This is a genomic window from Ewingella americana ATCC 33852, from assembly GCF_000735345.1.
Lineage (GTDB): Bacteria > Pseudomonadota > Gammaproteobacteria > Enterobacterales > Enterobacteriaceae > Ewingella > Ewingella americana.
The window spans coordinates 20,131-43,293 of the sequence record NZ_JMPJ01000044.1; the positions used below are offsets into that span (position 1 = coordinate 20,131).

The following is a 23,163-nucleotide window of genomic DNA, read 5'->3' on the forward strand; positions in this document are numbered from 1 at the left end:
GACTTCGCCGCACCAGCCGGAGAGAACCATGGAACTACCTACGCTAAAAGTGGAAAGACTTTACCGCCAGATTTCGAACGTGCTGATTGGCTGCATCAAAAACGGCCAGTTTGCCCCGGGCGAGATGATCCCGTCAGAGCGCGATTTGTCGAAGCAGTTTGGCGTCAGCCGCTCGTCGATTCGCGAGGCATTGATTGCCTTAGAGATCACCGGCTGGATTGAAATCCGCACCGGCAACGGCGTCTACGTCAACAACCCCTTACCCGAGCAGCCTGCGACGCCGAGCGAAGAGGAGTTCAGCCTCGAGTCACTACTCAAGGCGCGGCAGATTTTCGAATGCACCACCGCAGAGCTTGCGGCAATCAACGGCACCGCCGAGCAGCGCCAGAAACTCGCCGAGATCAATCAGTCGCTGACCCAGTTAAACATCAATAACGACAGTTTTCTGGAAGAGGATCGCCGTTTCCATCTGATGATCAGCGAAATGACCGGCAACGAAGTGCTGCGCGATATGATGGAATACCTGTGGGATAAGCGCAGTTCGCGGCGTTTCGTGCGCCTCGAGCGCCACTACAGCGAGAGTGATTTCGCCCGCGAGATGAACACCGACCATCAGGGGATCACTGACGCCATTCTGGCGAGGGACGCAGTTAAGGCGAGGGTGGCGATGCAGGCGCACCTGCAACATGTTTATGATCAATTGTTGGAGGGGTGACGTTTTTTTGGGAAAAAGCTGGCAAAAAGGGTTTTGAAATCAACTTTAAGGTCAAGGTCGTGGGCTCACCGCCCACACTGGCCTTAAGGTCAAAACCTTGCGTTGCCACGCAAACTGGCCCAAAGGGTTTTAAACGAAACCCTTTGGAATCCTGCGTTTTTTTGCTGCTGGAATATCGAGGCTTCGCAGGGTTGGAATGGACGTGTTTCAGCAGCCACGGTGTTCGTCGCGAAGTGCCGCCGCTTAGGCGGTTCCCGAATTTCAGGCTTCGAGCCATAGGTCTCGAACCATTCATTCGGCGTCACTTCTGAACGCGACCTACTGGCATTTACACCGTGCCGTTTCAGTGAGGGTTTTGGTTTACTCCTTCTCCTCTCAGAGGAGAAGGCAGGGATGAGGAGTGGTTCTAAATCACGCTCAATGCAACTCACCCCACACCCCATCCCAACCTTCCCCTCCTGAAAGGGGAAGGAGTAAAACCGGTTCGCTTCTCCCCCTGGTAAGGGAGGGCTGGGAGGAAATATTGCAGCAAACTCAGTGATTTAAATAAGGCTTTGCAAAAATGAGAAGTGATTTAACTCAGCGCAAAATCATCGCCCATATACCTTAGCTCCCCACGAAATCATCCCCTCCAGCATTGGCTTCAGCACTCCCTGCAAAACAACGGCTTTATCCTCGATATACGGATAGGGCTCAAACTCATCCATGTAGTTGCATTGCGCCAGTTCGAGCTGGACGGCGTGCTGATTGGCCTGCGGTTGGCCGTAGGCGCGGGTGATGTAGCCGCCTTTAAAGCGGCCGTTCAGCACGTGGCTGAAGGTGGATTGCTGCTTGCACAGCGCGTCGAGCATGTCGCTCAACTCTGGAGCGCAGCTCGCGCCGCTGTTGGTGCCGATGTTCAAATCGGGCAGTTGACCGTCGAACAGGCGTGGGATCACCGAGGCGATGGAGTGCGCATCAAACAGCAGCGCGTAGCCGAACTCCTGCTTCATGCGGGCCAGTTCGGACTCAATCTTCTGATGATAAGGCTGCCAAATCTCATCCAGATAGCGCTGGCGCGTTGCGGCGTCGGGCTGGCCGTCAGCTTTAAAGGTTGGGCGGCCGTCGAACAGCGTATCGGGGAACAGGCCGGTGGTGGCAGTGGTGTACAGCGGCTGATCGTCTGCCGGGCGATTAAGATCAATCACGAAACGCGAATACTGCCCGACAAGAATATTGGCTCCGAGAGATTGCGCGAAGGCGTAAAGCTGCGGAATGTGCCAGTCGGTGTCTGACAGCGGCAGCGCATCGTCGCTCAAACCACTGGCGACTTCGGGCGTCAGCCGGGTTCCGGCGTGAGGGATGCTTATCAATAACGGGCTGCGGCCCGCGCTAAAATGGTAAGGATCGGCAATGGTTGGTGCGCTATTCAGACTCATGAACGAACATCTCCTCGATAAACCACGGTACAGGGCAGTTGACCACCCAGCCAATAAACTAACTCTGCCGGACGCTCGACCGGCCAGTGCACAAAATCAGCCACTTTTCCCACTTCTAACGAGCCGTGAGTCTGTTGCAAACCCAGCGCCCGCGCGCCGTGGCAGGTAACACCGGCCAAAGCTTCCTCGGGCGTCATGCGGAACAGGGTACAGGCCATATTGAGCATTAAACGCAGAGAAAGCGCGGGAGAGGTGCCGGGGTTGGCGTCGCTGGCAATGGCCATCGGCACGCCGTACTGGCGGAACAGCGCCACTGGCGGAGCTTGGGTTTCGCGCAGCATGTAGTACGCACCGGGCAGCAAAACGGCCACCGTGCCGGACTCGGCCATGGCCTTAACATCTTGCTCGGTGGCGTATTCCAGATGATCGGCAGAGAGTGCGCCGTATTGTGCCGCCAGTTGGCTGCCGTGCAGGGAAGAGAGCTGCTCGGCGTGCAGTTTCACCGGCAAGCCGAGCTTTTTCGCCGCCTTGAACACCCGTTCAATCTGTTCGGGGGAGAAGGCTAAATGCTCGCAAAAGCCGTCAACGGCATCGGCTAAGCGTTCAGCCGCCACCTGTGGAAGTAAGTTTTGGCAGATATGCTCAATGTATTCATCGGCGCGGCCATGATACTCAGGCGGCAGAGCGTGGGCGGCGAGGCAGGTGGCTTTGACTCTAACGGGCTGGGTTTCGGCCAGCTCGCGGATCACCCGCAGCATCTTCAGTTCGCTTTCATCACTCAAACCATAGCCGGACTTAATCTCGATGCAGGTCACACCCTCGGCCAGCAAAGGGGCGAGGCGAAAACGCGCCTGTTCAAACAAGGTTTTCTGGCTGGCGGTGCGGGTGGCATTCACCGTCGACAAAATCCCGCCGCCCTGAGCCGCTATCTCGGCATAGCTGACGCCGTTCAAACGCTGCTCAAACTCGGCGCTGCGGTCACCACCAAAAACCAGATGCGTGTGGCAATCGATCAAGCCGGGCGTCACTATGCCGCCCTCGAAGTGGTGGCGGGAACCGGCGACAAATTTCGGGCTATCTTCCTCGCTGCCAATCCAGGCTATCTTGCCATCTTTGACGGCTAACACCCCGTTTTCTATCAGGTTATAGCTTCCATCTCGCATGGTGACCAGCGTCGCGCCGGTCCACAGGCTGTCGCAAATCAGCTTATCTGAAGCAGTGTTCAAAGGAGAAATCGATGACGACATGTAGGGCTCCTGACCGCGTTTATCTTGTATAGACAACTCTAGTCAACCTAACGTATTCATCGAAAAGCGGCAAGCCATCGCCAGAGGTTTTTAATTTTTTTCGAGGTGTATTCCAGAAACAGACACTGCCATTAGACGGAGTGCCTGTTTATTTATACAGTACCCCGCAAAAAGGGCACTTTAGGGAGAAGGGAATGGCAACAGGGAGATTAGCCGTGGCTGGTAAAACGACCAAACAGCTGGTAGCGAGAGCCGGGGTAAACCAGACGCGCAGAAGTGACGACGCGGTTTCCGCTCCAGGTGCGGCGGTGGATCAACAAACAAGGCTCATGCTCTTTCAGTTGCAGCAGTTGGCGCTGGGTGTCACTGGCGCTAATGGCTTCGACGCGATGCTCGCCTGCAGTCAGCGGGGCGATGCGCATCAAATAGGTGTAAGGCGTGGCGTTGTTCATCACGTTTTGCAGGTAATCCGGCGCGGCCTGCGGGTTCACATAGCGGTCTTCAATCTGTACCGGCACGTCATTTTCAAAATGGACGATTTGCGAATAAAACAGCGATTCGCCGGGTTTAATCTCCAACTGCAATGCCTGTTCGGCGTCGGCTTGACGGGTTTCACAGGCCATGACCACGCTGCTGTGGCGGTGGCCGCGCTGAGCGATTTCGTCAGCGATATTATGCACTTCCAGCATCGGCGTATAGGCCTTGGCCTCGGCGACAAAGGTGCCGACGCCCTGCATGCGCATCAAAAAACCTTCGTTGGTGAGTTCCCGTAAGGCGCGGTTGATGGTCATACGGCTGACGCCCAGCTCGTTAACCAGCTCGCTTTCTGAGGGGACGCGTTGATGGGGCTTCCACACGCCGTCGCGGATCTGCCCGACGATGGCCTGTTTCACGCGCTGATAAATCGGCGCTGGCGTGTCGCTAATGGCGGCGGCCAGCTCAGATAATCGCTGCTGTGAAACACCCTGTTGGGACAACGGTGTGGATTCAGACATAACACTACCTCATTAAGAAAAATCAACCGGGTACGGGCAGAGCCACTCACCAACGCCGACAGAGTAAACGAACGCTAAATGCGCGTCACCAATGCGTGATGAAAAACGAAAATATTAAAAAAAACGCTCGACTAAGTTTACAGCGCAATTGGGCATATGTATATGTATAGACAAGTAGCCGGAACGTTTCGCAATTGTTTCTCATAAATTGCATTTGTAGACCTTCAATCACCCGATTTAGGACTGTCTCTATGCCTGCTTATTTCGCCACACGCGCACTGTTGCCACAGGGTTGGGCGAGTCACGTGCGACTTACCCTTGATGATCAGGGCGTGCTGACCTCGGTAGAGGCCAATGCCCAGCCGGAAGGGGCTTATCGCCTCAACGGGCCGATTGTGCCGGGAATGCCAAACCTGCATTCGCACGCTTTCCAGCGGGTTATGGCCGGGCTGGCTGAAGTGGCGGGCAACCCGCAGGACAGTTTCTGGACTTGGCGAGATCTGATGTATCGGCTGGTTGGCCGTTTGACTCCTGATCAGGTGGGGGTAATTGCCCGCCAGCTGTATATCGAAATGCTCAAAGGCGGCTATACCCAAGTCGCCGAATTTCACTATCTGCACAATGACCTCAGCGGCCAGCCTTATAGCAACGTTGGCGAGATGGCCGCCGAGCTTAGCAACGCCGCCGAGCAGGCGGGCATTGGCATGACGCTGCTGCCGGTGCTTTACAGCTATTCGGGTTTTGGTGCACAGCCTGCCCAGCCGGGGCAGAAACGCTTTATTCAAGACGCAGAGGGTTACCTCAATCAGCAGCAAGTGATTGCCTCGCAGCTGCAAGATAAACCGCTGCAAAATCAGGGGCTATGCTTCCATTCGCTGCGCGCGGTGTCTCGTGAACAAATTCAACAAGTGCTGGCGGCCAGTCCACAGGATCTGCCGGTGCATATTCACATCGCCGAGCAGCAAAAAGAGGTGAATGACTGTCTGGCGTGGAGCGGGCAACGGCCTATTGCGTGGCTGTTCGACAACATCGACGTGGACGCGCGCTGGTGCTTGATCCACGCAACGCATCCTGACCGTTTCGAACTGGCAAGCATTGCGGCAAGTAACGCGGTGATTGGCCTGTGTCCTACCACAGAGGCAAATCTCGGCGACGGGATCTTCCCCGGCGTCGACTATCTGGCGCAAAAAGGGCGCTGGGGCATTGGCTCCGACAGCCATGTGTCCCTCAACGTGGTGGAAGAGCTGCGCTGGCTGGAGTACGGCCAGCGGCTGCGCGACCTGCGCCGTAATCGCCTGACCAATGCCGAACACGCCTCTGTTGGCGATCTGCTTTATACCCAAGCTTTACAGGGTGGCGCTCAGGCCTGTGGCGTGGCTATCGGCCAGCTTGCCGTGGGGTACCGCGCCGACTGGCTGGTGTTAGACGGAGAAGACCCATACCTCGCGGCGGCGTCAGACAGCGAACTGCTTAACCGATGGATTTTTGCCGGCAGCGCCGCGCAAATCCGAGACGTTTTTGTGGCGGGCAAGGCCAAAGTGGTCAATGGCCGCCATCCGCAACAGTCACAGGCCAGCGCTGACTTCCTCGCTCTGCTCCAGCAACTGGCCAAGGACACGGCATGAGCGGATTAACCCGATTCTCCTTCGCTAGCCTGCAGGTTAGCCCGTGGCGCAATGGCGGCGGAGAAACCCGTGAAATCATCAGTTGGCCTGCGGGACAAAGCGATTTCGAGTGGCGAGCCAGCATCGCCACAATCGCGGCGGACGGGCCTTTTTCATTGTTTACGGGAATTGACCGCTCGATCACCTTATTAAGCGGCGAGGGCGTGAACCTGCACACTGAGCAGGGGAGCGACCACGCCTTAACCCAGATTGGCGCGCCTTACTCCTTTGCCGGAGAAGTGCCTATCTCCGCCACGCTGGTGGGCGGCGTCACAACGGATTTCAACGTCATGACCCGTCGCGGCAGCTGCACGGCGCAGGTCAGGGCGCAAAGCCATGATTTTGACGTCAACTGGTACACCGCCGGGCTGCTGTACGTTTTGCGCGGAGAGTGGCAGGTCACTGCCTCCATCACACTCTCCGCTGAACAGGGCCTGCACTGGGCTTTTGCATCGAACCAAGAGAGCCACCTGCCAATCCGCGCTTTGCAGCCGGACGCGCAGCTGCTGTGGGTAGAAATTACCCGCTGATTTAGCGATTTCAATAATGGGCCCGGCAATCTCCAGCGTGTCGGGCGTTGTTTGCACCTAACTTGTCTATACAGGATTAGATTATGTCTTCTGCATCTCATGACAGTCGCGTCTGCCATCTGCATCCCGGTCAGGTTGACCTTGCCACGCTGCGCGCCATTTACTCCGCCGAAAAGCGCGAAAACCAGCAACAATACTGGAGCGTTCGCGTTGAACTGGCCGAGGAGGCGCGCGCAGGCGTGCTGGCGTCACAGGAAACGGTGAACCGCATCGTCGAGTCCGGCAAGGTGGTTTATGGCATCAACACTGGCTTTGGCAAGCTGGCGCAAACCCGCATTCCGGCAGAGCGTCTGGCCGAGTTGCAGCGCAATTTGGTGTTGTCGCACAGCGTCGGGATTGGCAAAGAGCTGGCCGATAACGTGGTGCGTTTGGTGATGACCACCAAGATCCTCAGCCTGTCGCGCGGTCATTCAGGCATTCGCATGGAGGTGATTGATGCACTCATCAGCTTGCTCAATGCGGGCGTGCTGCCGTGCATCCCAGAGAAAGGTTCAGTGGGCGCATCAGGGGATTTGGCTCCACTGGCACACCTCTCGCTAATGCTGATTGGCGAAGGGGAAGTCACCGCGCAGGGCGTGCGCATGTCGGCGGTAGAAGGGCTGGCGACCGTTGGCTTGAAACCTATTGAGCTAGGGCCGAAAGAGGGGCTGGCGCTGCTTAACGGCACGCAGGTTTCTACCTCTTTGGCGCTGGCCGGGCTGTTCGAAGCCGAAAGAGTCTTCTCAGCAGGCTTGGTGGCCGGGGCATTGTCACTGGAAGCAATCAAAGGCTCGGTGAAACCTTATGACGCGCGAATTCATCAGGCACGCGGCCAACTGGGGCAAATCTCCGTCGCCGCGGCGGTGACCGCATTACTCGAAGGGAGTGACGTTGTCACCTCTCACGCCGACTGTGGCCGAGTACAAGACCCTTATTCTATCCGCTGCGTGCCTCAGGTAATGGGCGCATGCCTTGATAACCTGCAACACGCCGCTCGTGTCCTGCAAATCGAAGCTAACGCCGCTTCGGATAACCCGCTGGTGTTTGCCGAGAATGGCGATGTTATCTCTGGCGGTAACTTCCATGCCGAGCCGGTGGCCTTCGCCGCCGACATTATTGCGCTGGCGGTGGCTGAAATTGGGGCTATTTCCGAGCGCCGTCTGGCATTGCTGCTCGACACCGGGCTGTCCGGCCTGCCGCCGTTCCTGGTTAATGACGGTGGGGTGAACTCTGGCTTTATGATTGCTCAGGTCACTGCCGCCGCGCTGGCCTCTGAGAACAAATCGCTGGCGCATCCGGGCAGCGTGGACAGCCTGCCAACCTCCGCCAATCAGGAAGATCACGTCTCCATGGCGACCTACGCCGCCCGTCGCCTTGGCGATATGTGTTTCAACACCTCCGTGGTGGTGGGCATTGAGGCGATGGCCGCCGCGCAGGGTATCGACTTCATTCGCCCGCTGAAAAGCTCTCCGCTGCTGGAGAAAGAGTTACAGGCTATTCGCCAAGACGTGGCCTATTTGGAAAAAGATCGCCTGATGGCACCCGACGTAGAAGCCATGCGTCTGTGGGCTAGCCGTGGGCAGTGGCCGTCGGTCATTGAAGCTTTGTTACCGAGTTTTAACTGATTAATAAGGAATTCAACATGAATGCACCTCAGAAAACGGCGGTTGCTCGCGCGGTTCGCGCCCCTCACGGCACACAATTGAGCTGTGAAAACTGGCTGATTGAAGCCGCCTACCGCATGATTCAGAACAACCTTGACCCCGACGTAGCCGAGCGCCCGGAAGATCTGGTGGTTTATGGTGGTATTGGCAAAGCGGCGCGTAACTGGCCCGCCTTCGAAGCCATTTTGGACAGCCTGCGCAAGCTGCATGCTGATGAAACGCTGCTGGTGCAGTCTGGCAAGCCGGTGGGGATTTTCCGCACCCACGCTGATGCGCCGCGCGTGCTGATTGCCAACTCTAACCTCGTGCCGCACTGGGCCAACTGGGACCATTTCCACGAGTTGGATAAAGCCGGATTGATGATGTACGGCCAGATGACCGCCGGTTCTTGGATTTACATCGGAGCGCAGGGCATCGTGCAGGGAACCTATGAAACCTTCGCCGAAGCAGGTCGCCAGCACTACAACAGCAATCTGCGCGGTAAATGGATCCTGACTGCCGGTCTTGGCGGCATGGGTGGTGCACAGCCTCTGGCTGGCGTATTAGCGGGAGCCTGCGTGCTGGCAATTGAGTGCCAAGAGTCGCGGATTGATTTCCGCATTCGCACCCGTTATTTGGATTACAAGGCGTACAGCATTGAAGAAGCCTTGGTGATGATTGAGAAAGCCTGCGCGGAAAAACAGGCGATTTCCGTTGGTCTGCTGGGGAACGCGGCAGAGCTGATGCCGCAGTTGGTGGCACGCGCCAAGCAGGGCGGCCTTCGCCCGGATATCGTCACCGACCAGACGTCGGCCCATGACCCGCTGAACGGCTACCTGCCGGAAGGCTGGACGCTGGAGCAGTGGCAGGATAAACGCGTCTCTGACCCGCAGGCGGTAGTCAAAGCCTCTCGCGCGTCGATGGCCAAGCACGTGCAGGCGATGTTGGATTTCCACGCGATGGGCATTCCAACCGTGGATTACGGCAACAATATTCGTCAGGTGGCGAAAGAGGAAGGCGTGCTGAATGCCTTTGATTTCCCAGGGTTTGTTCCAGCCTATATTCGCCCGCTGTTCTGCGAAGGCAAAGGTCCATTCCGCTGGGTGGCGCTCTCCGGCGACCCGGAAGATATCTATAAAACCGACGCCAAACTGAAAGAGCTGTTCCCCGACAATGCCAATCTGATCAACTGGTTGGATATGGCTCGCGAGCGTATCGCGTTTCAGGGGCTTCCGGCGCGTATCTGCTGGCTGGGCCTCGGCGAACGTCATATCGCCGGACTGGCGTTTAACGAAATGGTGCGCAACGGTGAGTTAAAAGCACCGGTGGTGATCGGCCGTGACCATCTGGATACCGGCTCGGTGGCTTCGCCAAACCGTGAAACCGAAGCGATGAAGGATGGCTCCGATGCCGTTTCCGACTGGCCGCTGCTCAACGCTCTGCTCAACACGGCGGGTGGCGCGACGTGGGTCAGCCTGCACCATGGTGGCGGCGTAGGCATGGGCTTCTCGCAACACGCGGGGATGGTGATTGTCTGCGACGGCACCAAAGAAGCCGACGCCCGCCTGTCACGCGTACTGTGGAATGACCCGGCCACCGGCGTTATGCGCCATGCCGACGCGGGCTATCAGCAAGCCATCGACTGCGCCAAACGCAATGATCTGAATTTGCCGATGGTGTGAGTAAGCTAAGTTAGAAAGACAAGGGTAGGCGCGAGCTTGCCCTTTTTTATGGCGAAGATTAAACCGGCACGTGAACGTGCTTTTTGATGTTTTTCAGCCAGGTGATCATGGTGAAAGTCATGATAACCAGCAGCGCCCAGGAGCTCCATTTACCCAGATGCACGCCGGACCAGCTGCTGAGCTGATTAGGGTAGCGCCAGATAGTAAAGAAGGTGCTGATGTTCTCCGCCAGCCAGATGAAGAGGCCAATCAGAATAAATGCAAGAATCAGCGGCATGCGGCGTGGGGTATCGTAGGGAGTGAACACCACATAGCTGCGGGCGTAAAGCCCCAGTACCAGCGCGGTGATGTACCAGCGGAAATCGCCAATGTAGTGATGGGTGAAGAAGTTCACGTAAATCACCAGCGAGCAGATAGCGGCCAGCGTATAGGGCGGGTAGTTGCGCACTTTAACGTCCAGTAGCCGCCAGCACTGAATCATATAACTGCCCACCGCCGCGTACATGAAGCCGGAAAACAGCGGCACGCCGAACAGCTTGGTGTAGGCGAAATCCGGGTAGCTCCACGAGCGAATGCCCGACGAGGTTTTAAAAACTTCCAGCGCAAAACCGACCACGTGGAACAGCATGATGGCTTTAAACTCATCCAACGTTTCAAGCTTGCTGGTCAGCATCCACACCTGAATAAACAGCGCGACCAGCAGCAAAACGTCATAGCGCGGGACATGGAATATGCCGTCGCGCGGCACCAAAAACACCGCCAAAAAGAACAGTCCGACGAAGATACAGGCGCGCGCCTCTTTCACCCCGAAGAAAATAAATTCGGTTAAAAAGCGGCGAACTCCGCGAATTGGCTGCTTTTCGCGGGGTTGAGTCAGAAATAAATCCAGTCGTTGTAAAGGGCCCATGGTCGTCCTTGAATAAAATCCCCATTGCAGGAAAGCCGCTAAATTTACTTCATCACGCGCAGCTGCGCACGCTCATTATAGAAACGGCGGTAGGCGAGGTAGCCGGCGATAATGGTGGAAACGCTGGCGGTGCCGAGCAGCATAAAGGTGACCATTATCTGGTACTTAATGGCTTTTACCGGATCGATTCCGGCGAAAATCATCCCTGACATCATGCCCGGCAGGCTGACGATGCCGACGGTTTTGGCGGCATCGACGGTGGGGATCATCGCGGCGCGAATGCTGTCGCGGATGATTGACCCAGACGCCAGCTTGGTTGAAGCGCCGAGGCTGAGCATCTCGAGGATCTTTTGCTGGTTATCCATAAAGCGCTGATTGAGGTTGCTGTAGCACAGGCCGACCGCCACCATGGCGTTGCCCGCAATCATGCCGGAGACGGGGATCACCTGCATCGGCAAGAACTCAATCGAGCGGCTGAGGATCAGAATAACCAGCGTTAGCGCGGTGCTGGCGGTTATCGCGATAAACGAAATCGCGAAGCCATTATCAATGTTCCGGCTGCGCTTTTTGGCGTTAAAGGCGGCGTTGAAGCAGATAAACAGCACCATCAGCACGGTCAGCCAGCCGTCATTGAGGTCGAAAATGTACTTGAGCACATAGCCGACCACCACCAGTTGCACGATAGCCCGCGCGACGCTCCAGATGATGTCCTTCTCCAGCCCGAGCTTCTCGCGTTTGCTGACCAGCAGGGCGACGACGACCAGAATTAGCGCCAGCGCCAGTGATTCATTGGTGATGTTATGCTGGCTCATGGTCGGTGCTCTCGGCGGCGTGGTGGCTTAGGGTGATGACGTTTTTAGCGTGGCGAATCTCATTACTGTCGTGGCTGACCCACAGCACGGCGAGGTTTTGCTGCTCGACCAGATTGGCGATGATCTGGTTGACGTTCAGCTTGTTCTCTTCGTCAAGGGCGCTGGTGATTTCATCCAGCAGCAGAATGTCGGGCATAAATTGCAAATTACGCAGCAACGACACGCGCTGTTTCTCGCCGCCAGACAGCTCTTGAGCTTTCTTATCCAGCATATCCGTTGGCAAATTGACGCGCTCTAGCCACTGTTTCACCTTGGCTTCATCCATCTTCTGGCCGCGAATTTGATAAGGCAGCGCCAGATTATCGCGCACGGTATCGCCAAACAGCGAAGGGGTCTGGAAGCAGTAGGAGACCTGCTGGCGATATTTCTCGGTTTTTAAGCGAGTAATATCTTCGCCTTTGAACTTGATGGCCCCGCCGGTCTGGGTTTGCAGCGCAGCAATGATCTTCAGCAGCGTGCTTTTGCCACTGCCCGAAGGCCCGGTCAGCAGCGTGAATTCACCCGGATTGAGGGTGAAAGAGACGGGTTCCAGCAGGGGGCGTTGATTAAGGGTAAAGCTGACGTCCTGAAGTTCTAAAAGAGGCGCTGACTGCGGCATGGCGTCTTCCTTGGTGGTCCATTGAATGCGCGCATAATACCACTCAGTTTGTGTCAGGTTACAAACTGAGTTGCATCAAATAGTTTACCGAAGAAGTTTACAGCACGGAGGCGGGCTGAATCACAGCCCCTTGGGGATTTCCCGATAGAAACCAATACCAATCAGCCGACCAAACAGGAAGGGGATAAACTTGCGTTGGCGCAGCCAAAGCTCCATACGGCCCGGCGGCTTGGTTCTTTTCTTCTGGCCCGCTTTGCTAATCATGATTTGCAGCGACTGGGTGGCCCAAGTCGGGAATGTGCGGCGGCGCTGGACTCGCTGCAAGTGCTTCAACTGCAATGTACCGTTGAGTAGCGGGGCGCTGATGATGTTAGCGGTAGCGACGGCGTCCTGAATCGCCAGATTCACCCCGACGCCGCCAATTGGCGACATGGCGTGAGCGGCGTCGCCAATGCACAAGATGCCCGGCTTGGCCCACTCTTTCAGGCGGTCGATGCGGATTTTCAGCAGTTTGACCTGATCCCAGTCGGTAATGTCGTTTTGCAGGCGGCTCAGCTCGAAAGGCGACACCTCAGCGATAAGCTCCACAAAGGGCTGTAAACCTTTCTCGCGCAACGCGTCGAGGCTGTCTTTGGCGATGGAGTAGCCGCACTGCCAGTAGTCGCCACGGTCAATCATGATGAAATTCTTCTTCGGCCCGCGATGGCCCATCGACCACTGCGGGTCATCCGCCAGTTTGTGAATTTTCAGCCACAGCACGTCACGTGGCGCGCCGAAACGGCGGATTTCCATCCCAGCCTGCTCGCGCACAATAGAGTTACGCCCGTCACAGCCAATCACCAGCGTAGAGTCAATTCGCCGCGACTCGCCGTTAATCACCGCGTTCACGCCTTTCACCACGCCATTCTCTTCAATCAGACCCTTCACCTCAGCGTTATGCAGCAGGGTGAAGTTAGGCAGCATTGCGGCCTTGCTGCTGATGAAATTGAGGAAATCCCACTGCGGCATAAAGGCGATGAATTTGCACTGAGTCGGCAAATGGCTGAAGTCCGCCAGCGTGGTCTCCTTGCCGTTGATTTCGCCATAAAGCTTCTCAGCGCGCTGATGAGGTAGCTGCAAAAACTCGTCGAGAAAGCCTAATCGCCAGATGATTTCCAGCGTCGAGGGATGGATGGTGTCACCGCGGAAATCACGCAGGAAATCAGCGTGTTTCTCTAAAACGGTGACTTCGATGCCTTGGCGAGCAAGCAGATAACCCAGCATCAAACCCGCAGGGCCGCCGCCAACGATGCAACATGAAGCGGAAGGGTGTTCAGAATTAAAGCTCATGGAACCTGTCCGGCAGAAAATGATTTACATGATAATAATTATCATTTGGAGGGGTGGCGGTCAATCTTTTGACCGCTTTTAAATTCAACTTCAAGGTTGAAATTGTGGGCACCGGCCCACACCGGCAAGGGATGCCGCCTCCACACCGGCCCCAAGGTCAAAACCGTGGGCTCGCCGCCCACACTGCTAAAACCTTGCGTTGCCACGCAAACTGGCCCAGAAGGCGCGTAAGCGCGCGCCCTCTGGACACCCGCGCTTTTTGTTGCTGGAAGATCGAGGCTGCGCAGGGTTGGAATGGACGTGTTTCGGCGACTTTTGTGATCGCCGCGAAATGCCGCCGCTTAGGCGGTTCCCTCGCTGCGGGATTACAACCCGCGTAAAAAGACACGCGGTTTTCCACCTCTTGCTCGGCGTCATTTCTGAACGCGGCCTATGGGCATTTACACCGAACCGTTTCATTCCAATTCAAAAAACAATCCTGAAACTACTGAAACGGCACGGTTGAAATGCCAGTAAGTCGCGTTTAGAAGTGACGCCGAATGAATGGTTCGAGACCCAAGGCTCGAAGCCTGAAATTCGGGAACCGCCTAAGCGGCGGCACTTCGCGACGAACACTGCGGCCGCTGAAACATGTCCATTCCGACCCTGCGAAGCCTCAATCTACCAGCAGCAAAAAACGCAGGATTCCAAAGGGTTTCGTTTAAAACCCTTTGGGCCAGTGTGGGCGGCGAGCCCACGGTGTTGACCTTAAGATGCAATTGAAAAAAAAGGCCGGTCAGCTTTCCCTGACCAGCCCTTCTAACTATCGCTCAAGCGAAACCCTAAACTGCTGGTTTAGCGATCACGTTGCGGTTTTCCATGCGAACTTCGGCGATCTGCACGTCGATGATATCGCTCTGACGGTAGGCGACTTCGCCCTTAATCAGCACGGTGCCGGTGTCGGCGCTGCATACCAGCTCGTCGCGCACGCTGTGCAGGAACGGAGCAGGGATGAAGGCGACGGCGCCGATGTCTTGCAGGCGAACGCGCAGGCCACCGCGGGTGACGTCGATGATTTCGGCGCTGAACTTGGTGTCAGTACCGACTTTATCTTCTAAGTAACGCGCGTACAGCCAATCACCGACATCACGTTCGGCCATGCGGTTGGCGCGGCGGCGTTCTGCCAGTTGCACGGTCATCTCGTCCTGTGGCTTCTCAGCGGCCTGCTTGGTGATCATCGCTTTCAACAGGCGGTGGTTGACCATATCGCCGTATTTACGAATTGGCGAAGTCCAAGTGGCGTAAGCTTCCAGACCCAGACCAAAGTGCGGACCGGGAACGGTGCTGATTTCGGCGAAAGTCTGGAAACGACGAATGCGGCTGTCGAGGAACTGCGTTGGCATCGCGTCAAGTTTACGGCGCAGCGCGCAGAAACCTTGCAAGGTCAGCAGCTCTTCGGCATTGGCTTCAACGTCGTTGGCTTGCAACACGGTGATGGCGTTCTCAACCAGCAGAGGGTCGAAGCCGGTGTGGACGTTGTAAACGCCGAAACCAAGAGTGTCGCGCAGGGCGATGGCGGCACAGACGTTAGCCGCGATCATGGATTCTTCAACGATGCGGTTAGCAATGCGGCGGTGCTCAGCGACGATTTCCAGCACGTTGCCTTTCTCGCCCAAAATGAAGCGGAAGTCAGGGCGGTCTTTGAACACCAGCGCGTTGGCGGTACGCCATGCGCTGCGCACGTCACAGACGCGTTTCAGCAGGCGAATCTGGTCAGCAATCACGTCACTCTGTGGCTGCCATGCGCTTTTCTCTTCCTGCTCAATCCAGTCGGAAACATCGTCATAGGCCAGTTTGGCTTTTGACTCAATAGTTGCCGCGAAGAAACGAATGTCGCTACCCAGCGCGCCATCGGCGGCGAGGGTGACGCTACATGCCAGCACCGGGCGCTGAACGTCCGGCCACAGTGAGCACAGGTCGTCAGACAGCTCACGCGGCAGCATTGGGATGTTGAAGCCCGGCAGGTAGTTGGTGAATGCGCGTTTTTTGGCGATGTTGTCCAGCTCTGTGCCTTCGGCCACGTAAGCTGTTGGATCGGCAATCGCGATATTCAGTTGCAGAGTGCCGTCGCCGTTGTCTTTCACATACAGCGCGTCATCCATGTCCTGCGTGCTGCCACTGTCGATAGTGACAAACGGCAGGGCGGTCAGGTCTTCACGAGTCAAACCTTGATCGAGGATTTCTGCAATTTCGGATTTAGGGGCTTCGCGTTCCAGATTATGGCGCGCCAGCGTGACCCACCAAGGGGCCAAGTCGTCATCACCGGTGGTGATCCACTCGGTCAATTCGGCCTGAAAACCACGATCGCCTTCTTTCAGCGGGTGGCGGCGCATCTCTGCTACACACCAGTCGCCGTCATTGACTTCATGATTGATGTTGCGCGCGGTGCGGCACTGGATGGCGTCACGCAGCAAAGGATGGTCCGGCACGATAGACAGGCGGTCATCTTTCTTGGTTACGCGGCCAACAAAGCGCGTGAGGAAAGGCTCAACCAGCGTCTCAGGCTGAACCACTTCGCGGTCCTTCTCGGTCTGTAAAGAGGCAATCACGCGGTCGCCGTGCATGACTTTTTTCATGTACGGAGGCGGAATGAAGTAACTTTTTTGACCGTCTACTTCAAGAAAGCCAAAGCCTTTCTCAGTTCCTTTAACGATGCCTTCAAGGCGAGGAGTCTGAGAGTGAAGTTGCTGTTTTAGCTGCGCGAGCAGCGGGTTATCTTGAAACATATCGTCCAGGGAGTGGGGTTAAAGTGGCTCGATTAGCGGCAGACAGTTTTACGCGAAATGGCCGCGTGCGGCAAGCAATAACCCCCTCTTTCACGACATAACCTTGCCGCGAAAGAGGGAATAGCAGACTTGAAGATTAGGCGATGCGTTGCAGATCGACTTTCTGCTCGCAGCGGCGGATAGCCACCGGGATCGCTTTAGAGGTAGGGGTGTGAGTTTGGTCACCGAAGCTGGACATCGGTACCAGCGGGTTGGTTTCCGGGTAGTACGCCGCCAGATTGCCACGTGGGATATCGTAGCTCACCAGTTTGAAGCCGGTCACTTTACGCTCGACGCCGTCGGTCCACAGGGTTTCGATTTCTACCAGTTCACCATCCTTCATACCCAATGCAGCCAAGTCGTCAGGGTGGATGAACAGCACTTCGCGCTGGCCGTAAACGCCACGGTAACGGTCATCAAGGCCGTAAATAGTGGTGTTGTACTGGTCGTGGGAACGCAGGGTTTGCAGCGTGAACGGCGCATCCTGATTGCCCTGCGGGATCAGCTGTTCTGGCAGGTTTGCCGCGCTGAAGTTGGCCTTGCCAGTTGGCGTGTTGAACTTCAACTCGGCCGCGGCGTTACCCAAGTAAAAACCGCCTTTGATGTCGCAACGGGCGTTGAAATCGGTGAAGCTTGGGATAGTGGCTTCGATATGGTCGCGGATCAGGTTGTAATCGTCCGCCAGCGCCATCCAGTTGAGGTATTTGTCGCCCAGCACGGCGTTAGCAATGCCGCAGACGATCGCGGTCTCGGAACGCTGCTCTGGCGATAACGGGATACCCACACCTTCGGAGGCGTGAACCATGCTGAAGGAGTCTTCAACGGTAATAAATTGTGAACCTGTAGCCTGCATGTCCAGCTCGGTACGGCCAAGGGTAGGCAGGATCAGCGCTTCGCGGCCCGGCGTTAAGTGGCTGCGGTTCAGCTTGGTGCTGATTTGCACTGACAGGTCGAGATTGCTCAGCGCTTTCTCGGTGCGCAGGGTGTCTGGTGCTGCTGCGGCCAAGTTACCGCCGAGGCAGATAAGCACTTTGGCGTCGCCCTTCAACATAGCTTCCAGCGCTTCAACCGTGTTGTGGCCCGGGTTGCGCGGTGGGGTGAATTTGAAGTGGGCTTCCATGGCGTCGAGCAACGCTTTTGGCGCTTTTTCGTCGATACCCATGGTGCGGTTGCCCTGCACGTTACTGTGACCACGAACCGGGCACAGGCCCGCGCCCGGCTTGCCGAGCTGGCCGAACAGCAGTTGCAGGTTGGTGATTTCACGCACCGTTGCTACAGAGTGCTTGTGCTGAGTGATACCCATCGCCCAAGTACAAATCACGCGTTCAGCCTGCACGTAGATTGAAGCTGCTTCGCGAATTTCTTCTTCGGAAAGGCCAGACTGCTCGACGATTTTCTCCCAAGAGGTGGCATCAACCACCGCCAGATACTCATCCACGCCCGCGGTGTTCTGGGCGATAAAATCTGCGTCGAAGATGGTGCTCAGGCCGTTGGATACGCGGTCGCGGTCGGCTTCCAGCAGGGCTTTAACAATGCCGCGAACCGCCGCCATGTCGCCGCCAAGGTTTGGCTGGTAGTAGGCGGAACTGATGCGGCCTGACTTGGTGGTGACCACTTCCAGCGGTTTTTGCGGGTCAGCAAAACGCTCAAGGCCGCGCTCGCGCAGGGTGTTGAAACTGACCACTTTCGCGCCGCGATCTGCCGCGTGACGCAGGCTGTGCAGCATGCGCGGGTGGTTAGTGCCGGGGTTTTGGCCAAAGACGAAAATGGCATCTGCCTTTTCGAAGTCGTCGAGACGAATAGTACCTTTACCCACGCCGATGCTCTGCTTCAAGCCAACGCCGCTGGCCTCGTGGCACATGTTGGAGCAGTCAGGGAAGTTGTTGGTGCCGAACATGCGGCCAAAGACTTGATACAAGTAAGAGGCTTCGTTACTGGCGCGGCCTGAGGTGTAGAAGTCGGCCTGATCCGGGCTTTCCAGACCTTTCAAATGGCTGGCGATCAGCGAGAAGGCGTCGTCCCAGCCAATTGGCTCATAGTGGTCAGTGGTGCGGTTATAGCGCAGGGGCTGGGTCAGGCGGCCTTGATATTCAAGGAAATAGTCACTCTGCTCGCGCAGTTTGCTCACGCTGTGCTGGGCAAAGAACTCAGGCTCCAGCGCTTTACGCGTGGCTTCCCAACTGACGGCTTTGGCGCCGTTTTCGCAGAAGCTGAAGGTACTGTGGTTGTCGTCGCCCCATGCGCAGCCCGGACAGTCGAATCCACGGCCTTTGTTAACGCGCATCAGGTTGCGCAGGTTAGAGAGGACTTTCTTGCTGTCGAAAACATAACGGGTGGTGGCTTCTAACGATCCCCAACCACCGGCAGCACCGGTATAAGGCTTGATCTCAGTTTTGAATTTCATATTTTCGCTTCGCAGGTGTCATTCGAAAGGCCGAATGTGATAAGTGACATGCAATCGGCGGCGCTGAATTGTTAAACCGATTGTTAATTTTATGTCACAAGTTTAGGGCTGAAGAGGGATTTGGTCTAATCGAATGGCGCAATCGTGAGATAGAGCGCGTTTATCGCGGAAAATATCAACAAATTGTAACTAAACCGTTTCATTATGAAACGCTTAGAAAAATAAACAGGGTTTTGCTGGGCCCTTTATTGGTGCACCCTATGCGCCAATCCGTTTTCTCCCACAAATTTCGCTGTTTTTGCCCTCGCGGAACAAGGTTTGGGGAGTATTGAATCTATTTTAGCCACATGCCGAGCCCAAAGGCGGCCTGTGGCGTTTGGCGTTATAAAGGAACAAGCCGTGAAACGTAGCGTATTGAGTGTATTGACTGGCGTATTAATGTTATCAGCAGGCGCGGCGAAAGCCGTAGCACCCTTAGATTTCCCTGTAGCCCCGCCAAGTATCGACGCAGAGTCCTACGTATTAATGGATTACGGCAGTGGTGACGTGCTGGCAGCGGGCAATCCGGACGAGCGCCGCAACCCGGCCAGCCTGACCAAACTGATGACCGGTTATGTTATCGACCGCGCGCTGGATAAACACAAAATCACCATGGATGACGTGGTTACCGTGCCGCAAGAAGCCTGGGTCGCAGGTAATAAAAGTCTGGCCGGTTCTTCCCTGATGTTCCTCAAGCCGGGCGACCGCGTCACCGTGCGCGACCTGATTCGCGGCATTATTGTGACTTCGGGTAACGACGCCTGTGTGGCAATGGCCGACTACGTGGCTGGCAGCCAAGACGCTTTTGTTGGCATGATGAACCAATACGTCACGTCAATGGGTCTGACCAACAGCCACTTTGAAACCGTTCACGGCCTCGACGCGCCGGGCCAGTACACCACATCTTATGACTTAGCCAAGCTGTCTCGCGCCATTATCGGCGGCGAACCTGAGGAATATCATATGTATAGCGAGAAGTCGCTGACCTATGACAACATCACTCAGCAGAACCGTAACGGCCTACTGTGGGACAAAAACCTGCAAGTTGATGGCTTGAAAACCGGCCATACCGAAAGCGCTGGCTTCAACATCATTGCTTCTGCCACCGAGGGCAACCGCCGTCTGATCGCCGTGGTGATGGGCGGTAAAAGCTCGAAAGGGCGCGAAGAGCAGGCGCGCAAGTTGCTGACGTGGGGCTTCCGCGAATACACCAGCAAGCAGATTTTCAAAGCCGGTCAGACCGTGTCGACGGAAAAAGTCTGGTTCGGCGACCATCAGGACGTGAAAGTAGGTTCACTGGATGACGTGTTCATCAGCGTGCCGCAGTCCGACGCGGACAAGCTGAAAGCGCAATACGTGCTGACTAACCCGCAGATCGACGCGCCGCTGAAAAAAGGCCAAGAGCTGGGTAGCATCAACATTGTTGATAATGGCAAAACCATCAAAACCATTCCGCTGGTGGCGCTGGAAGATGTCGCTAAAGGTGGGATGTTCAGCCGCTTAGTGGATTACGTGAAGTTGAAGATCTAGTACAGCGCACTGTGGTGAATGACTTGGGGGAGGCATGAAAATGCCTCCCTTTTTGTTTGGATTCAAAAAATTACTTTAGCAGTTCTACTCTCTGACCAAACGGCTTGAGACTTGCAGCATGCCACCATGGCTGGCGCTGCCGGTGAATTGCAACGCTGAGTGCCCGGCCAGATTATCGAAAAGCCTGACACCTTGTGAGAGCAGGACAGGAATGTAAGTCAGGGTCATTTCATCAATCAGTGACGCAGAAAGCGCCTGTTGAATCATATTCCCGCCATCAATATAAACGTCTTTGCCATTCGCCAGCGTCGTGGCTTGGGCAATCAGCGCGTGGATATCGCCAGACACTGCCTTGATGGTCGCAGAAGCAGGGCGCGCAATAGCTCGCGAGGTGGCGACCAGTACTGGAACATCGCCATAAACCCAATGGCCCATGGCTTCCAGAACATCATAGGTGTTGCGGCCCATCAGCATGCATCCCACTTGTTCCATAAAGGGATCAAATTGCAGGAAGTTGGCGTCATCCGCTAAATCGCCGGCGCGGGAATGATCCTTATTCAGCCATTCAAGGTCGTGATTAGGGCCTGCGATATAGCCATCGAGTGAGCTGGCCATATAAACTCTTACTTTGCTATGCGACTGATTAGCCATCTTTTTCTCCTTAAAAGTTGCGGCTAAGAATAGTCATTTTTTACAAAATGTCACACTTTTCCGTACAAGACTGATTGGCCACGGTTATCTTTAGCAATCGGCCCTTCACGACTTTCATCCGCTACGCCGTTATACTCTCTACCATTACTCCTATCTATCACGGCGCACCTTCACCAGCTTATGGACATCAAGCAACTCATTTATCTTTGCAATTTGGAACGCGAGCGGCATTTTGGTCGGGCGGCGGAGGCCAGTTTTGTCAGCCAGCCAACGCTTTCTATGCGATTGAAAAACCTTGAGAAAGAGCTTGATCTCAACTTGATCAATCGCGGGAATAATTTTGAGGGTTTTACGGCGGAAGGCCTGCGGGTGCTGAGCTGGGCGCGTGAAATTGTTGCGGTATATGAAGGGTTGAAGTTGGAAGTCGAGTCCCTGAAGCAGGGGCTGAGCGGCACGTTGCGCATTGGCGTGATGCCGCAGTGCAGCATCTCTCTGGCGCGATTGATAAAGGCGGTGAATGATACCCATCCGGGGCTGGATTATCGCGTGGCGGAAGTCAGTGCCGATCAGCTGATTGAAGCCCTGAGCAGCCACGCGGTGGACGTCGGCATCGGCTTCTTTGAGTTTTCCACCCTTAATGAGCTGCGTTTCCAAGTTGCGCCGATTGACGATGGCGGCGTTGACGTGGTGTATCACCCCGACCACTTCCCGCAGTTGCAAAACGCCACGCTGCTTACCGCCGAGCAGGCCGTAGAGCTGCCTCTGTGCCTGTCAGAGCCGAGCCGCTATTTCCGCCGATATCTGGATAATCACTTCCGTCAGGCTGGCTTGGTGCTGCACCCGACCCTTGAAAGTACCTCGATTTTCCAACTGATGCAGGGCGTTTTTGTCGGTCTGGGCTGCGCGCTGGTGCCGCGAGGCCATTTGATTGAAGAGATGCACCCGGCGCTGAAACGCTGCCCGCTGGAAATCCCGCCAATGAGCCGCCACGCCGCGCTGGTGGTGGCCGAAGCAGGGCGCGCCACGCCGCTGGCCCAGCACTTCTTCAACGCCGCCGCGCTGTGGATAGCGCAGCAGCCTGACCTTCAATCCTAAGGCTAGGCCTGTAACATTACGAGACGTTTTCCTATTGATGAAATGAGTGATTAAGACCAAGCTTTACTGGCTTATTTTTCATGAAGCGACAATCAAAGCCCGTAAGAGACATTAATGGAGTTATACATGAAAGCATTAAAGACAGTGTTGTTAGCCATCGCGGCAAGTGGTGTGTTGGTTGCCGGTGGTGCGCAGGCAAATAATCTGTTGAGTTCATTGCAGGACGCAGCCAATCAGCAATTAAACGGCAGTAACGGTGCCACCGCAGGCTCCGGCGCAAATTCAGGTGCTTCTTTGATGTCGTTGCTCAACGGCAGTGATAGCGCGCTGACCTCGAAAAGCGCCACCAACGTCGCGGGCGTTTTGCAGTACTGCGTGAAGAATAACGTATTGTCGCAAGCCAGCACCGAGAATGTGAAAGACAAGCTGTTAAGCAAGCTGGGCATCGAAAGCGCCGCTGGCGCACAGAGCCAGGATTACCAAAACGGCCTCGGCGGCTTGCTGCAAACCGGCAAAGGGCAGAACGTTGATCTCAACAATTTGGGTAACGGGTTGTCGCAAGTGAAAGAGAAAGTGAAACAAAAAGCCTGTGATGTGGTGTTGAAGCAGGCGAAATCCTTTATTTGATTTTTGGGTGTGCGGCCCAATTCCGCTAAGGTCTTGGGCGGCTGCCCAAACCCGCTTTTAAAATCTTTAAATTCAAAACCGTGCGCTGCCGCCACACCGGCCTCAAGGGGCGCCTATCGCCGCGCCCCTTGAGAATCCCCGGCTCTGAATTGCGCGCTCCGCTCGCTGGGCGGACGTGTTTCAGGTACACCTGTTCTCCACCGCAAAATGTCGCCGCTTAGGCGGTGCCTTCGCTGCGGGATTCAAGCCTTAGGTCTTGAACCTCTTGCTCAGCGCCATTTTTGAGCGCGGTTTTGAGGCATTTAAACCGTGCCGTTTCAGTGGGATTTGTCTTGGGGGCGGGTATTGCAGCAAACTCAGTGGTTTAGATTGGG

Annotated in this window: 18 protein-coding genes; 8 read left to right on the forward strand and 10 right to left on the reverse strand. The window is 55.9% G+C overall.

The features are described 5' to 3' along the window. Positions 1–28 precede the first annotated feature (28 nt). A complete protein-coding gene (locus GEAM_RS07860) occupies positions 29–715 on the forward strand; it encodes a FadR/GntR family transcriptional regulator (protein ID WP_034790267.1) in 687 nt (228 codons plus the stop codon). A gap of 590 nt (positions 716–1,305) precedes the next feature. On the opposite strand, the gene hutG is transcribed toward GEAM_RS07860, so the two are convergent. The 3 genes from hutG to hutC all read right to left on the reverse strand — a co-directional run bounded on the left by hutG (position 1,306) and on the right by hutC (position 4,375). After that, a complete protein-coding gene (gene hutG, locus GEAM_RS07865; protein ID WP_034790269.1) occupies positions 1,306–2,133 on the reverse strand; it encodes an N-formylglutamate deformylase in 828 nt (275 codons plus the stop codon). Further along, positions 2,130–3,380: an imidazolonepropionase gene (gene hutI, locus GEAM_RS07870; RefSeq protein WP_034790271.1), complete on the reverse strand. Its 1,251-nt coding sequence runs from the start codon at positions 3,378–3,380 to the stop codon at positions 2,130–2,132. The genes hutG and hutI overlap by 4 nt, the downstream gene beginning before the upstream one ends. A gap of 209 nt (positions 3,381–3,589) precedes the next feature. Further along, the gene (gene hutC, locus GEAM_RS07875) at positions 3,590–4,375 is read right to left on the reverse strand and encodes a histidine utilization transcriptional repressor HutC (RefSeq protein ID WP_034790273.1); all 786 of its coding nucleotides are present in this window, start codon (positions 4,373–4,375) and stop codon (positions 3,590–3,592) included. Between the two features lie 251 nt (positions 4,376–4,626). Between hutC and GEAM_RS07880 the strand changes: the two genes are divergently transcribed. The 4 genes from GEAM_RS07880 to hutU all read left to right on the forward strand — a co-directional run bounded on the left by GEAM_RS07880 (position 4,627) and on the right by hutU (position 9,933). Further along, complete coding sequence (locus GEAM_RS07880; RefSeq protein WP_034790275.1) at positions 4,627–6,000, forward strand: formimidoylglutamate deiminase; 1,374 nt, start codon at positions 4,627–4,629, stop codon at positions 5,998–6,000. Continuing rightward, positions 5,997–6,569: a HutD/Ves family protein gene (locus GEAM_RS07885; protein ID WP_034790277.1), complete on the forward strand. Its 573-nt coding sequence runs from the start codon at positions 5,997–5,999 to the stop codon at positions 6,567–6,569. Before GEAM_RS07880 ends, GEAM_RS07885 begins: the two co-directional genes overlap by 4 nt. Before the next feature lie 83 nt (positions 6,570–6,652). Beyond that, complete coding sequence (hutH, locus tag GEAM_RS07890; protein WP_034790279.1) at positions 6,653–8,233, forward strand: histidine ammonia-lyase; 1,581 nt, start codon at positions 6,653–6,655, stop codon at positions 8,231–8,233. Positions 8,234–8,250: 17 nt separating this feature from the next. After that, the gene (gene hutU, locus GEAM_RS07895; RefSeq protein WP_034790281.1) at positions 8,251–9,933 is read left to right on the forward strand and encodes a urocanate hydratase; all 1,683 of its coding nucleotides are present in this window, start codon (positions 8,251–8,253) and stop codon (positions 9,931–9,933) included. Between the two features lie 58 nt (positions 9,934–9,991). On the opposite strand, the gene GEAM_RS07900 is transcribed toward hutU, so the two are convergent. From GEAM_RS07900 to GEAM_RS07925, 6 genes are all read right to left on the reverse strand, one after another. Further along, positions 9,992–10,840 carry a DUF817 domain-containing protein gene (locus GEAM_RS07900; RefSeq protein WP_034790283.1) on the reverse strand — a complete coding sequence of 283 codons (849 nt, stop codon included), beginning with the start codon at positions 10,838–10,840 and terminating at the stop codon, positions 9,992–9,994. Positions 10,841–10,884: 44 nt separating this feature from the next. Then, entirely contained in the window at positions 10,885–11,652 is a 768-nt protein-coding gene (gene fetB / locus GEAM_RS07905; protein WP_034790284.1) for an iron efflux ABC transporter permease subunit FetB, read from the reverse strand. Next, positions 11,639–12,310, reverse strand: a complete 672-nt coding sequence (gene fetA, locus GEAM_RS07910) for an iron efflux ABC transporter ATP-binding subunit FetA (RefSeq protein ID WP_034790286.1) — start codon at positions 12,308–12,310, stop codon at positions 11,639–11,641. The genes fetB and fetA overlap by 14 nt, the downstream gene beginning before the upstream one ends. Before the next feature lie 120 nt (positions 12,311–12,430). After that, entirely contained in the window at positions 12,431–13,639 is a 1,209-nt protein-coding gene (locus GEAM_RS07915) for an FAD-dependent oxidoreductase (protein WP_034790288.1), read from the reverse strand. A gap of 821 nt (positions 13,640–14,460) precedes the next feature. Beyond that, a complete protein-coding gene (locus GEAM_RS07920; protein WP_034790290.1) occupies positions 14,461–16,404 on the reverse strand; it encodes an exoribonuclease II in 1,944 nt (647 codons plus the stop codon). Between the two features lie 136 nt (positions 16,405–16,540). Continuing rightward, positions 16,541–18,847 carry an FdhF/YdeP family oxidoreductase gene (locus GEAM_RS07925; protein ID WP_034790292.1) on the reverse strand — a complete coding sequence of 769 codons (2,307 nt, stop codon included), beginning with the start codon at positions 18,845–18,847 and terminating at the stop codon, positions 16,541–16,543. Positions 18,848–19,246: 399 nt separating this feature from the next. Here GEAM_RS07925 and dacD point away from each other — a divergent pair, with 399 nt between their 5' ends. Next, on the forward strand, positions 19,247–20,416 hold the full coding sequence (gene dacD / locus GEAM_RS07930; RefSeq protein WP_034790294.1) for a serine-type D-Ala-D-Ala carboxypeptidase DacD: 1,170 nt from the start codon (positions 19,247–19,249) through the stop codon (positions 20,414–20,416). 84 nt (positions 20,417–20,500) lie between these two features. Here the strand turns inward: dacD and GEAM_RS07935 are convergent, their stop codons facing one another. Next, positions 20,501–21,067 carry a dihydrofolate reductase family protein gene (locus GEAM_RS07935; RefSeq protein ID WP_051899445.1) on the reverse strand — a complete coding sequence of 189 codons (567 nt, stop codon included), beginning with the start codon at positions 21,065–21,067 and terminating at the stop codon, positions 20,501–20,503. 180 nt (positions 21,068–21,247) lie between these two features. Here GEAM_RS07935 and GEAM_RS07940 point away from each other — a divergent pair, with 180 nt between their 5' ends. Together GEAM_RS07940 and GEAM_RS07945 are read left to right on the forward strand one after the other, a co-directional pair. Continuing rightward, positions 21,248–22,162 (forward strand): LysR family transcriptional regulator, encoded by a 915-nt coding sequence (locus tag GEAM_RS07940; protein WP_034790296.1) that lies wholly within the window; start codon positions 21,248–21,250, stop codon positions 22,160–22,162. A 126-nt stretch (positions 22,163–22,288) separates the two neighbouring features. Then, a complete protein-coding gene (locus tag GEAM_RS07945; protein WP_034790298.1) occupies positions 22,289–22,789 on the forward strand; it encodes a YjjA family protein in 501 nt (166 codons plus the stop codon). Positions 22,790–23,163: the final 374 nt, after the last annotated feature.